This window comes from candidate division Zixibacteria bacterium HGW-Zixibacteria-1, assembly GCA_002838945.1.
Taxonomy (GTDB): domain Bacteria; phylum Zixibacteria; class MSB-5A5; order GN15; family PGXB01; genus PGXB01.
This window is the reverse complement of the sequence record PGXB01000044.1, coordinates 1-12,373: the sequence shown is the minus strand read 5'-3', so window position 1 is coordinate 12,373 and position 12,373 is coordinate 1. Positions and strand designations below refer to the sequence as shown.

Annotated in this window: 14 protein-coding genes and 1 riboswitch; of the genes, 10 read left to right on the top strand and 4 right to left on the bottom strand. The window is 46.5% G+C overall.

Features of this window, described 5'->3' with window-relative positions; translation table 11 throughout:
• Position 1: 1 nt before the first annotated feature.
• The 7 genes from CVT49_13830 (at position 2) to CVT49_13800 (ending at position 5,368) form a co-directional block, all read left to right on the top strand.
• Positions 2–310: a hypothetical protein gene (locus CVT49_13830; GenBank protein ID PKK82413.1), complete on the top strand. Its 309-nt coding sequence runs from the start codon at positions 2–4 to the stop codon at positions 308–310.
• Positions 311–315: 5 nt separating this feature from the next.
• Complete coding sequence (locus tag CVT49_13825) at positions 316–756, top strand: hypothetical protein (GenBank protein ID PKK82412.1); 441 nt, start codon at positions 316–318, stop codon at positions 754–756.
• 111 nt (positions 757–867) lie between these two features.
• Complete coding sequence (locus tag CVT49_13820; GenBank protein PKK82411.1) at positions 868–1,182, top strand: hypothetical protein; 315 nt, start codon at positions 868–870, stop codon at positions 1,180–1,182.
• 21 nt (positions 1,183–1,203) lie between these two features.
• Complete coding sequence (gene gyrB / locus CVT49_13815; GenBank protein ID PKK82410.1) at positions 1,204–3,147, top strand: DNA topoisomerase (ATP-hydrolyzing) subunit B; 1,944 nt, start codon at positions 1,204–1,206, stop codon at positions 3,145–3,147.
• A gap of 25 nt (positions 3,148–3,172) precedes the next feature.
• Complete coding sequence (locus CVT49_13810; protein PKK82409.1) at positions 3,173–3,979, top strand: hypothetical protein; 807 nt, start codon at positions 3,173–3,175, stop codon at positions 3,977–3,979.
• Positions 3,980–4,185: 206 nt separating this feature from the next.
• A complete protein-coding gene (locus CVT49_13805; protein PKK82408.1) occupies positions 4,186–4,536 on the top strand; it encodes a hypothetical protein in 351 nt (116 codons plus the stop codon).
• A 160-nt stretch (positions 4,537–4,696) separates the two neighbouring features.
• A complete protein-coding gene (locus CVT49_13800; GenBank protein PKK82407.1) occupies positions 4,697–5,368 on the top strand; it encodes a class I SAM-dependent methyltransferase in 672 nt (223 codons plus the stop codon).
• Between the two features lie 89 nt (positions 5,369–5,457).
• On the opposite strand, the gene CVT49_13795 is transcribed toward CVT49_13800, so the two are convergent.
• From CVT49_13795 to CVT49_13780, 4 genes are all read right to left on the bottom strand, one after another.
• Positions 5,458–6,675, bottom strand: a complete 1,218-nt coding sequence (locus tag CVT49_13795; GenBank protein ID PKK82406.1) for a hypothetical protein — start codon at positions 6,673–6,675, stop codon at positions 5,458–5,460.
• A gap of 33 nt (positions 6,676–6,708) precedes the next feature.
• Positions 6,709–9,057: a hypothetical protein gene (locus CVT49_13790; protein ID PKK82405.1), complete on the bottom strand. Its 2,349-nt coding sequence runs from the start codon at positions 9,055–9,057 to the stop codon at positions 6,709–6,711.
• 70 nt (positions 9,058–9,127) lie between these two features.
• A riboswitch (cobalamin riboswitch) is annotated at positions 9,128–9,316 on the bottom strand.
• A gap of 87 nt (positions 9,317–9,403) precedes the next feature.
• Positions 9,404–9,856: a hypothetical protein gene (locus tag CVT49_13785; GenBank protein ID PKK82404.1), complete on the bottom strand. Its 453-nt coding sequence runs from the start codon at positions 9,854–9,856 to the stop codon at positions 9,404–9,406.
• On the bottom strand, positions 9,853–10,305 hold the full coding sequence (locus CVT49_13780) for a hypothetical protein (GenBank protein ID PKK82403.1): 453 nt from the start codon (positions 10,303–10,305) through the stop codon (positions 9,853–9,855). Before CVT49_13780 ends, CVT49_13785 begins: the two co-directional genes overlap by 4 nt.
• A gap of 538 nt (positions 10,306–10,843) precedes the next feature.
• Here CVT49_13780 and CVT49_13775 point away from each other — a divergent pair.
• The 3 genes from CVT49_13775 to CVT49_13765 form a co-directional block, all read left to right on the top strand.
• The gene (locus CVT49_13775) at positions 10,844–11,380 is read left to right on the top strand and encodes a phosphohydrolase (GenBank protein ID PKK82402.1); all 537 of its coding nucleotides are present in this window, start codon (positions 10,844–10,846) and stop codon (positions 11,378–11,380) included.
• Positions 11,381–11,395: 15 nt separating this feature from the next.
• Positions 11,396–12,034, top strand: coding sequence for a hypothetical protein (locus CVT49_13770; protein PKK82401.1), 639 nt, complete (start codon positions 11,396–11,398; stop codon positions 12,032–12,034).
• Positions 12,035–12,169: 135 nt separating this feature from the next.
• Positions 12,170–12,373, top strand: a 204-nt coding sequence (locus tag CVT49_13765; GenBank protein PKK82400.1) for a hypothetical protein, incomplete at its 3' end; no start/stop codon positions are given.

Below are 12,373 nucleotides of genomic sequence, written 5' to 3'. Positions count from 1 at the left end.
TATGAATGAAATCATGCAAAATGTTATGGCCCAGTTTAGCGATCCGTCCGGGCTCTTTATTACCACCAGGACATTCATTCAGGATCGCTTCGGAACCCCCGGCCTCATTGCCGCCGCTATTCTGCTGGTCAGCATTGCCGGGATGATTCTGTCCAAGGCCGTGAAGATGTCATTCGACATCCTCCGCTATGTCGTCATCCCCGCCGTGGCCGTAACCTTCATCGGAACCTATTTTCTGCCGCTCTCGTTCGTTTACATTTTCCCGGTCACAGTTGCCTTTTTCTCCATCGTTCTTATTGTCAAAGGATAGCGTATATGCGAAGGAAAGCGCGCCCCAATACCGACAGCAATAATAATCAAGAGAAGCTTCATCGCGAGCCGGTCAGCAATTTCCCCGATGGTGAAGCCGTCAATCCCTTCAGCGAGCCGGAATGCCTGGATGAAGACAAGATGTTCATCGAATGTCCCGGCGCCACGGTATATGATCCCGAGACCCGGGAGATAATCGCCGGTGTTCGCTTCCATGACGAGGATGATCCTTCCAAAGGCTATGAAATCATCCAGCAGCAGGTCCTTGCACCCGAGCATCGCCGCCGCCGTTTGATCCAGAAAGATCACTACAATCTCATCCGCCGATGCCAGGCGTGTCAGGATTTAACGGTGCGTTTGATGCGCCGTGAAGGGCCGGATTTCTTTATTCCCAACCCCAAATTTCCGCGAAAAAAACAGCTTAAACCGGTTGAAAAAACCTGGTGATTTTGCCGTAAAATAACGCTCTAAATATTTCTGTAACTTATTATATATTATTAAGATAGCCGGGAACTTTTCCCTTGCTAAAGTGTTTAATATATGCTATCTTAAATAACTATGAATAGAAGATTTAATACCGGGTTAAAAAAACAACCGGATCGAATCGGACCGCTCCTGGACAAGGTTCTGGCCGGCTTCGGCCTGGCCTATAATCTGGGCGGATGGAGAATTGTCAACCGCTGGCCCAAAATTGTCGGCGACAAAATCGCCGAAGTCTCTCGCGCCGTGCGTTTCTCCGATAATACCTTGCTTGTCTCTGTCAGGGATGCATCATGGCGGCAGCAGCTGTCTCTTGAGGTGGACAGAATATTGCAGGAGATACATTCCGTCCCCGGTGGTAAAGCGGTAAAGCGAATACATTTTGTCTCGTGACAGGAAAGGATTTAACAATAGATGAAAGACGATACGGTGACTGCCGATACGGAAAAGAAAGAAAACAAACAATACGACGCCAGTAATATTACCGTATTAAAGGGCCTCGAAGCCGTCAGGCGCCGGCCCGCCATGTACATCGGCGATATCAGCCAGCGTGGATTGCACCACCTGGTGTACGAAGTAGTGGATAACTCGATTGATGAAGCCATGGCCGGATATTGCACCACTATCAAGGTGGAGGTTCATGAGGATGAATCGATTACCGTTACCGATAACGGACGGGGCATCCCCGTTGACAAGCACCCCACCCAGAAAAAGTCGGCGCTTGAAGTGGTCATGACCATGCTTCACGCCGGCGGGAAATTCGATCATTCAAGCTACAAAGTGTCGGGCGGTCTGCACGGCGTTGGAGTCTCCGTAGTGAATGCACTATCCGAATGGTGCCGGGTCGAGGTTTGCCGCGATGGCAATGTCTATTGCCAGGAATATAAACGCGGCATCGCTTCTTCCTCGGTCGATATCGTCGGCAAACGCAAGCAGACCGGTACAACAACCACGTTCATGCCCGATCATGATATTTTTACCAGCATCAAATTCAAATTCGATATTATTGCATCGCGCATGCGCGAGCTGGCCTTTCTTAACGCCGGATTGAAAATCACTCTCCTCGATCACCGCAATAACAAGGAAGTCGAGTTTCAATATAAGGGCGGGATATCATCCTTCGTCGAATACCTGAACGAGAACAAAGACGTCCTGTACCGAAAGCCCATTTATATAAAGAAGGAAAAAGATGGTGTCGAGGTGGAGATCGCCATACAGTACAACGACAGCTATGTCGAAAATCTTTTCTCCTATGTCAACAATATCAATACGATCGAAGGCGGGACCCATCTGACCGGTTTCCGGACGGCGCTCACCCGGACCATTAATAATTATATCACGAAGAATAACATTCTTAAGAACGGCAAGAATGGTTACGGGGTTGTCGGCGATGACTCGCGCGAAGGTCTCACGGCCATAATTTCGGCCAAGGTGCCCAACCCCCAGTTCGAGGGGCAGACCAAAACCAAGCTGGGCAACTCCGATGTTCGCGGTATCGTCGAAAGTGTCACCAATGAATATCTGGGGCAGTTTTTCGAAGAAAATCCGCCGGTGGCCAAAAAGATTGCCGAGAAAATCGTCTCTGCGGCCCGGTCGCGCGAAGCGGCGCGCAAGGCCAAAGAACTGACCCGTCGCAAAACGGCTCTTGATCATGCCGCCTTGCCCGGCAAACTGGCCGACTGCTCCATGACCGACCCGGAATCCTGCGAGATTTATATCGTCGAGGGTGATTCGGCCGGCGGCTCGGCCAAACAGGGCCGCGACAGAAGATTTCAGGCCATTCTTCCTCTTAAGGGAAAGATACTTAATGTGGAAAAGGCCCGGCTGGATAAGATCCTTTCCAACGACGAAATCAGGACCATGATTACGGCGCTCGGAACCGGCATCGGCACCGATGAATTCGATCTGAGCAATCTGCGTTATAATAAAGTCATCATCATGACTGACGCCGATATCGACGGCGCCCATATCCGCACCCTGATTTTGACCTTCTTCTTCCGCTATATGAAGGAGCTTATCGAACAGGGTCATATCTATATCGCACAGCCCCCTCTTTATCGGGTTTACAAAGGGAAAAAAGAGCAATATGCCTTCTCCGAGGAGGAACGTGACCGCGTTATCACTCAATTTGGCCGGGAAGGTGTTTCGATCCAGCGCTATAAAGGTCTCGGCGAAATGAATCCGGAACAGCTCTGGCGGACAACCATGGATCCGGAAACCAGAACTTTGCTTCTGGTAACGATGGATGATGCCAAGGAGGCCGACCGGCTCTTTTCGACCCTGATGGGCGATGCTGTCGAGCCGCGCCGGTTGTTTATCCAGGAAAACGCACGCTACGTCAGAAACCTGGATGTTTAGAAAATGAGCTAAATTGGGGGGACATTTGGGAACAGAGCTTTGGGTAAAAATAGTGGCTATTGTTGGAGCTGCTGCTTGGCTTTCCCCAGTACTATATTCTATCATTTTGCATTTTTTCAAAAAGCCAAAAATAAGATTTTATGATAAAGGTAATATTATTTTCACTAATTTCACGGGTGCCATATCAGCAGGTCTTAGATGTTCAATAGATGCAGAAAACAGGAATGCTCTGGTTACCGGCATGAAGCTGCTGGTAAAGCATGAATCCAAGAATGAAATAATACTCCATTGGAATACTGTTAGGGAAGTAACACAACATATTTCAAATCCTACTGGTCAGCCAATTGAATTCTATAAAGAAATTCAACCTGGTATATTAAAAATTACCACCGACGAGGCAAAAGATCTAATGGTGTTTTTTTCGGACATGGCCTATGAAAGAAAATATGAGATATTAATCCGCGAGCTAATTGACCAAATATTATATCGTTTGAAAAATAAATCTCAAAATGACGCCGAAGAAATAAAAAATATCCTAACGGAACTAAAGAAGGAATCTATTTATAAAGACATCTTATATTTATGGAATGATTCTCTATATTTAAAAAGCGGTATGTATGAATTGGAACTTAGAATAAAAGAAAAGAATAAAATAACAGATTACAAATATAAATATAAATTTCAAATTCAACCTGGTGAAATAGAAATTCTAAGAGAATATCTGAAAGTTTTTGACGAAATAATTGAATACACAATTTTGAACCGATTTAATTTAGGGCCTTCAATGGTCATTCCGCCAAAATCCATCAACTTGGAAATTCGGCCATTGTAACCCACTGTAAATTTTAATTTTATGCTTTCAATTGTTTTCAACTTATTAGAAAATCATTCTTGAAGATTGTTTAATATTTCCTTTTTTTCAATATGTGATTGACATCACTGCCCGCTGACATTTATTGACTATAATTCAGCGTCATGATGACGTAAAATATGAAATTAAATAGACATTTCTAATATATATACCGGAAAGGAATTATCATGAACGGATTTTGTCATATTGAAATTCCCTGCATCGATTTCGAGAAAATCGGCAAGTTTTACACCGATGTCTTCGGCTGGAATGTCCAGGTTATTCCCGAAATGAATTATGCTATGTTTCAGGCTCCCAGCGGGCCGGGCGGCGGTTTCAGCAAGCAGAGTAAAATCGCCAAAGAGGCCGGGATAGTTCTTTATATCGAAGTGGAAGAGATCGGCGCCGCTTTGAAGAAAATCGAAAAGGCCGGCGGCAAAACCATTCGCGCCAAAATCCAGATATCACCTGAAATCGGCTATATGGGGATATTTGCTGATGTCGAAGGCAACTCTATCGGCCTCTGGTCAAAACAGTAATTTCCGGCAAATAATCATCTCTAAAAACGAACGGCTGCTCTATGAATGGTCGTTCGTTTTTTGTTTTTATCTTTCAAGATATCAATTATTTTAAATTATAGATTGCTTATCGATCAAACGGCGGATTGGGTGGATTCATTTCCCTCAGGAAAGCGGTACCATGGATCAGTATTATTCCGAAAAACTATCGGCGGCCGGACTGAAACGCTGCTATGAAATCGCGCCGCCCTGCGTCGAACAGTACTTGAAAGCCGAAATCAATCATGTCCTGGAAAAACTGCGCAGCTCCGATGTTGTTTTGGAACTGGGTTGCGGGTATGGCCGCGTTATTAAATATCTCTGCCCCCATGTAAAAACAGTTTTCGGTATCGATACTTCCATGGCCAGTCTTAAAATGGCCCGCTATGAACTTCATCCCTGCCCGAATATCCATCTGGCGCGGATGAATGCAATAACTCTCGGTTTCGGCGATAATGTTTTCGACATGACCATTTGTATACAAAACGGCCTCTCCGCCTTCAAGGTAGATCAGCATGCTCTCATAAAAGAAGCGGCCCGCGTCACCCGCCCCGGAGGAAAAGTCCTGCTGTCCAGCTATTCCGATAAATTCTGGGATGACCGGCTGGAGTGGTTCCGGATGCAATCCGCTGAAGGATTACTGGGCCCGATAGACAACGACCGCACCGGTAACGGCATCATTGCCTGCAAAGATGGCTTCAAAGCTACAACTGTTTCACGAGAAGACTTCGAGCTTCTGGCACAAAGGGCCAGGTTTACTGCCGATATTACCGAAGTCGATAATTCAAGTATATTCTGCGAATTAACCGTTTGATTGATTTACGCCGACAAAAAGAAAACGGAAGCGGCATGCAATAGTGTGCTGTGATAATGAATGCCGCCGCTTCCGTCTTCAACTATATCTCATATGGCCCAGCAGGAGCCTATTTTCGGCCTGTCGCCGCTGTGGTACAAAAATTTGATTAGATATATTATATCAAGAAGGTTGTATGATTCATTGCCGTTTACATTGGAGCGCCATATCGGCCACCTCAAGGCGTCACCCCCCTTGTACAAATAATTTATGAAATATGTTATGTCGAGCAGGTTGACAGCAAAATCTCCATTGGCGTCACCCGGCATATAGTTGAAGGCGATGAAAATAGGGCCGTCGCCGACCGCATAGCTGTTCTTGTATGCACCTGACGAATCAATGACATTGACAAAATCGGTAAAACTGCCGGTGAATATGGTCGTGTCCTGAAACGCCTGCACTGTCAGGCAGTTGAGATCAACCTCGATCGGATTGCTCTCATCATGATATACTTCACCGGTGACGGCATTGTACGAGAACACATATCCAAGTTCCGTCCATCCGGCGGCGGCCAGATAGGCGACATTATCCGGGCCGATACTGATATGTCCGGGATTGCCGCCGACATAGATGCTGTCGATTACCGACATGACAATCGGATCGATTATATAAACATGCCCGAAAGTGGAATAATAATTGCCGGTGCAAACGACATGAATCCGTCCCTTGCTATCTAAAGCCAGATACTGCGGATTTTCGCCGACATCTATACGGCTGATGACCGAATCGGCGGCGATATCATAAACGGCAACCTGTCCCTGACTGTATTCGTATGTATTCCAGTCGAAACCGGTACAGGCCACATAGACCCGGTTTTTATTAATCATTATGCCTTCGGGGCTCTTGCCGACATATTTTTGAGAAACGATACTGCCGGATCTGTAATCTATTTTGGCCAGGTTGTCTGTGAGAAGCAGGGTCACATATAAATACCGACTGTCGAGAAAATCCATCCAATAAGGATTGCTCTCGGCCCCGGTGTTGATAAAAAACGATGTCTGCTCGGTGTTGAGATTTATTACCTGGATTTCATTGGTTCCCGAAGCGATAGCATAGGCGAGGGTGTCGCGAATCACCAGTTGATTCGGGTATGATATGACATCGGAGCCGATGGTCAATATATCATTTTCCACGACTCCGGTCTTTATATTTATCTTCGAAAGAGTTTCGCCGTTGGTATTCAAAACATAGGCGGTCGGATCCACCGCAGCCGCTGTTGAAAAAATGAATATCGAAATCAAGACTGTTTTTAACAAGTGACTGAACATTTATGTGCTCCTTCCTGTATAATTTACATTCTGTTATTTGGAATCGGCTATTCCATACGTCAACCTGGTCCCCAGGTACCATTCGCGTCCGGGCATCGGGTAATGCGTCATCAGTTGATATGACTCATCGAAAATATTATTCAGTTTGAAATCCATCCCCGCCCGCAGGTATTTCCCGATATTGAATTGAACGCTCGCCGCGATATCATCGACACGATAAGCATTGTAATATCTCGTATTGGCCGCGGTCGTGTAGGCTTTATCCACCTTGCGGATGGAATAAGAGAGATTGAACGGTGCATAATTAAATCTGGCCGTGAGAGTGGTAACATAATGCGGGTAAAAGACGAGGTACTTATCATAAACCGTATGCACCGTGTCTTTATTAATCGCGGTCGTGATCGTATTTTGATATAAAATCGAAAGGACCCGGTCGAAAATTTCCAGTTCGACGAAATCTTCATGCCCCGTTATCAACGCCCGGCTGTTATTGACCGGCTGCCAGATCCCGCTGTTGGGCATCCAGACTACCAGATCGGTGACATCCGAGCGGAAATAGGTGACTCCACCGGAAACACCTATCGCCCCGATATCACCTCTCAGTTCGAAACCGGCTTCGCCGTGTTTAGATTTCTCCGGTTTGAGTGCAGGATTCCCGCGCGACCGGGCATCGCCTTTCCAGAAAAGCGCGTTTATCGACGGCAGCCGCAGCGACCGGCCATAACTGCCCCGAACGAGATAGGAGAATTTCTCCCCCTTGGACAGCGCCAGACCGGCCTTTTGCGACCAGTGGTCAAGGCTGTTTTCGAATGCCTGATCCTGCCACGACAGTGATTCTTTGTCGGTGTTGACATGATCGAAACGAATCGAAAAATCAAATACCGCTTCATCGATTAACATGAGGCGGCCGAGATCGAAATGCTGCTTGTCGTTGAAAAATATCGCCAGATTATCCCTGACTGTTGTCCCCATCGACTGTGAGGGACGATATATATCCTCATGCTCCAGGACGTCACGCCGATATTCCCCGCCCGCCAGCATGCGATTGCCCTGCCAGCCACTCAGATGCTGGGTATGGCGGAGAGTATAAACATCATTGATATATCGGGTCTCGTATTTCAGCGCCGATTTAACATCGGCAAAGTGCTGCTCAAATCTGGAGACACCGACATCAAGCTTCAAATCCCGGTCAGGTGAAAGTTCGTACAAGAGCGAGGAATTGACCATCTTCCGGCTGTCCTCGGAAAAGGCCTCGGCGTTTTGGGTTCTGGCCCCCCCCGGAAGACCGCTTTCCGATTGATAATACTGCCCCGAGGATGTCAATCGCAACCGCTCATTGAACCGATAAATCCCGGATGAAAAATAATTGATCGATTCGTTCCGATTGTTGATCCGTGTCCCCGAATATGCGACCGGGTAGGGCTCGACCTGGTAACTGAAATCGAAATCACCGATCGACTGCCTGAGGCTGTAGGCAAAATTACCGGAGAATTTGCCGGATATCAACAGATCGGAAATATCGAAATGATACAATTCGTTTTTCCAACTGCCCCACCCCCGCTCGCCGTCAACCGACAACTTCTCGCCCAGTTGCGTCTTCTGAGTAATGATATTCAGGACCCCGCCCAAAGCATCGGGCCCGAATTCAGCCGAGGCGCCCCCTTTATGAATCTCCAGCCGCTCGACCATCTCGATGGGAATACTGCTCAAATCGGCGATACCGCTGCCGGAGGAATTAATCCGATGCCCGTCAACCAGCACCAGAACATGCTCCGGCGCGCTGCCCCTGATCTTAATCTGAGATCGCCCCGACCCCGAACCGGTTTCCTGAATGTACACTCCGGGAACCGTCTCCAGCAGTTCCGGAATGTCGCGCGCTCGGGAACGGATGATTTCATCCCTTTGCAGTATCTCCACATTATCGGTCGTCAACCTCCGGCGCTGCCCCTGCACCGTAATCTTCCCCAGATAATACACTTTGCGATATAGCCGGGCATTGATCTGCCGGCTGATACCATCGATAATTTTAACCCCCGCCTGATAGGCGCTTTCATAACCGGGCGCCGCTATTTTGAGAGTGTAATCTCCGACCGGAAGATTTTCGAAACTATAAAGCCCGTATTCGTCCGCCAAAGCAGTATAGCCGGTGCCCTGAATATCGATCACGGCTCCGGCCAGCGGCGTGCCATCCTCTTCATCGACAATTATCCCCTTAAGATTGGTAACCGACTGGCCCGCAACCTGCCCGGCCAGAGCTAAAGTTATAAGAAGAAACAGGATAAAGGTTAGGCGGGTTTTTCTGTGCTGTTCAGCCGTCTCGCATGAGGCTCCCATCGCGCCCCACTTAAACCTGCGGAGACAGGCTAAAAATAATCGCCACATGGCTCTCTCCGCTTGTTGCCAGTGGCGCGGTCCGTATTGCAACGGTCAGCCCGCGCTGACGGCAACAAAATTCTTCGATTAGCGATACGGCAGGCCTCCTGGCTTCGGCTTCAAACCCCTCAGGGACGCCTTCCCTGCCTTGCGGCAAGTGGCCTGTCGCCCTGAGAGTAGCCGTTACAGTAGCGGGGCTGCGACGGATTTACACCGTCTTTCCTATTCTCCGTCCACCTTGGACGGCACCGTATCTATTGTAAAACTTATATAAACGATCGAAATCCGCCTGTCAACCGTAAAACATAAAATTCTCGAAATCTATGATTTTTCTGTGATAGGCTGATTTGAAACACTAGGTATGTTTCTTTTGAGAGGGATAAATTTGATGTTGGGGATCATACCAAATAATCCTCAGAATCCCATTATTAAGAATTCCCCAGATTCTTTTTTTCCCCGTAAGACGCAGCGAAAACAATTCTCCCAAATCATCGAGGCGCAGCTCTGAGAGGCGATTTTGTGCTCTTGGTATTAGCTTATATTTTTCTATGTTGTGGCTACCTTTTGCCATAATTTCCGCCCAAGTCATTGATTCAAAGTCTCTTAGCTTTGAATGTATTTCAGCCCATAAAATATCTACTGAAATATTATCCCACCCCCATTCACTGATGCGATCAATACGAGCAACGGCCCAAGATGGCGTTAGCCTAGCAAAGGCTTCAGGGTCATGCGATTTTCTAATACTGGGTGGGCCGGGTTGATGTTTAGTTGTGGGAACTTGTCTACTATTTCGGTTTACTTTTTTCATAAAGAAAGACTGCTGTAATATTCTTGCATTGATGCTTGGGTAATCTCCTGGCTGCCGCGTTCATCTGAGGCAAGACCCTTTCTCGCCTTTCGCCAAGGGCCTTCCATGTGTGTCAGATCGCTTAACCACTGTGAGTTCTTGTCTCCATAGTAATCCAGAACCGCATCTATTGTTTTCTTATGCGAGTCGCTAAGATTTTCGGAATTACCCTTCTTTAAATCCCTACTATTAATAAGATATTTGCCTTTATGAGCACCAAATAATTCAGGAACCACAGGGCCGCTTATCCAAGCCTCAATTTTTTCACTAAAAAGTGGAATCTCATCCCACACCAGAGCCCACGCTTGAGAATAATATACAAGCTTCTGAAGTTTCATGGCCGAGACAGAGCCATGTCGTCTAACAATATATTTGGCGACATCAAATACACTAACGACCCTTTTTCGCATTATCCCCTCCATATAGTCTATATAGCTATATTTTCGGCGATTCAATAACTTCTATTTACTTAAAATCCGACATCGTCATTTTGTTCCTTATTAATTTAATAATTATCAATTTTTATGTCAATCACAAATTGAAATTGTGCGAAAGCGGTGGTCGAGGAATAAACATCTTAATCTTGAAGGGTTTTCCCTGTTTGATCGATTCCTACCGCCCACATATGTAGTATATCCAACTTTGACATTTTGTAGGTATTTTTTTATTGAGTATCATAGAAACAAAAGAGGTCAAGTATTTAGGCCTTTCTTGTCGTTTCAATATGAAACTCATAATCCATGGCTTAACCCAGAAAAAACTGTGAATATTTTTTATGATACCAACTGGTATGGCATCAAGCAAATAAGTCACTTGAAAGTAAAAAGAATTAACCAAACTTATTTCCTTCACCTTTCTGTTCATTTGACATTCGGATATTTTCTGTTTTAATTACCGGTGTATAAGATTTTGATGAAAAACATAAAATAATAAACAGGAGCTATTACTATGCCTGACAAAGTCAAAGAATTATGGCCGGAACTCGACTGGATAAAAGACGAAAAACTTCGCAAGCAAACCGCCGACACCTGGGCGCTGGCTTTGCAGCAAAGCAAACTAAGTGCCGATGACCTCAATGTCATCCCCTTTACACTGAAAGCCAAAGACTGCAGCGTTACCTTTATGGCACATAAACGGGCCGTGGTTCATATGTCCTTCGAATGCGGCAAGCTCATGAAGCAATTCTTTAAAGATGACCTTCCGATCGACCTCGATGTTGTCGTGGCCGGTGCTATTTTGGCCGACGTCGGCAAATTGCTGGAGTACGAAAAGGTCAATGGCAAAGCGGTTGTCAGCGAATATGGCCATCATGTCCGTCACCCCTTTTCCGGTGTCGGCCTGGCGATGGCCTGCGGCGTGCCTGATAAAGTCCTGCATATAATCGCCGCTCATGCCGGCGAAGGCGACATGGTCAAGAGAACAACCGAAGCTTATATTGTCCATCACTGCGACTTTATGAGCTTCTTACCTTTCATGAATAAATAAACATGTAATTGAGTTATGGGAAAAAATCAGAGAAAAAAAGGAAAAAAGGGGACTGATGACGGTATTCCCGATGATACGCAGGAAAGCATCGATGCCCGGCAATCGACGGCTTCGCCGTTTGCCCGGGAACGCCGGATATGGATTGTCGTTTCCGGACTGTTGCTGATTGCCTGTGTCGTGATGTTTTTCTATACCTGGGATGCCCGACGCCAGTTGAGTGACTATGACTATAATCTGGTCAACTGCATGCTGGCGCTCGATGAGGCCAATCTGGCGAAAGATGAAGCCCAGATGGAAATGCGGAAGGCACAAGATGATCTTAAGGGCCTCAGCCTGGGTTATGCCGGCGAACAGAGCATTCCCGAAGAATATATCAAGGAGTTCCAGAGTAAGGGTGTCTCCCGTCCGGTGGCCATGATAACATCCGATCTGTACGGCAAAAAGGAACTTATCCCATACAAGGCTTCCGCTTCCAATCGCAATATGCGCTTCAACAACCGAAACCAGATCTACCTGATCAGCCCCAACCGGGTTCTGGCTTATTTTACCGATGGGACGATTTTTGGCTGGATGTTTCTCCAATACCGGGTCAAAGAGGGCGGCGACATCAGCTGGAAAATCATTGAATCATATTGCCCATACTACGATAAATAACTATTATGATTCGATATGAAGGGGGGCAGTATGATGAAGAAAATTCATGACCAGCTGGCGCAGGAAAAAATTAAGTGCAAAATTGTCCCCCGCAACCTCAGACTGCTGCTGAGAATATGAAAAATATCTCCTGGAATGATTTCGTCGGGTGGCCGCGCCAAATTTATTTGGGGCGGAACTTGTAAAAACATCCCCAAACAAGTTTGGGAATGCCACCCGGCCGCAGTTTCGATATTTTTTAATGGATTCCCTAAATTCACAAACGAAGTGCAACACCTGTATAAGGTGTTGTTATGGGACAAATCTACAAACAACTTACGGTTGAAGAACGGTGCGAAA

Coding starts and splice junctions, on each gene's coding strand:
- CVT49_13830 (PKK82413.1), top strand. CDS start 2: ATGAATGAAATCATGCAAAATGTTATGGCCCAGTTTAGCGATCCGTCC.
- CVT49_13800 (PKK82407.1), top strand. CDS start 4,697: ATGGATCAGTATTATTCCGAAAAACTATCGGCGGCCGGACTGAAACGC.
- CVT49_13780 (PKK82403.1), bottom strand. CDS start 10,305: ATGCGAAAAAGGGTCGTTAGTGTATTTGATGTCGCCAAATATATTGTT.
- CVT49_13790 (PKK82405.1), bottom strand. CDS start 9,057: ATGTGGCGATTATTTTTAGCCTGTCTCCGCAGGTTTAAGTGGGGCGCG.
- CVT49_13795 (PKK82406.1), bottom strand. CDS start 6,675: ATGTTCAGTCACTTGTTAAAAACAGTCTTGATTTCGATATTCATTTTT.
- CVT49_13820 (PKK82411.1), top strand. CDS start 868: ATGAATAGAAGATTTAATACCGGGTTAAAAAAACAACCGGATCGAATC.
- CVT49_13770 (PKK82401.1), top strand. CDS start 11,396: ATGGGAAAAAATCAGAGAAAAAAAGGAAAAAAGGGGACTGATGACGGT.
- gyrB (PKK82410.1), top strand. CDS start 1,204: ATGAAAGACGATACGGTGACTGCCGATACGGAAAAGAAAGAAAACAAA.
- CVT49_13825 (PKK82412.1), top strand. CDS start 316: ATGCGAAGGAAAGCGCGCCCCAATACCGACAGCAATAATAATCAAGAG.
- CVT49_13775 (PKK82402.1), top strand. CDS start 10,844: ATGCCTGACAAAGTCAAAGAATTATGGCCGGAACTCGACTGGATAAAA.
- CVT49_13785 (PKK82404.1), bottom strand. CDS start 9,856: ATGAAAAAAGTAAACCGAAATAGTAGACAAGTTCCCACAACTAAACAT.
- CVT49_13805 (PKK82408.1), top strand. CDS start 4,186: ATGAACGGATTTTGTCATATTGAAATTCCCTGCATCGATTTCGAGAAA.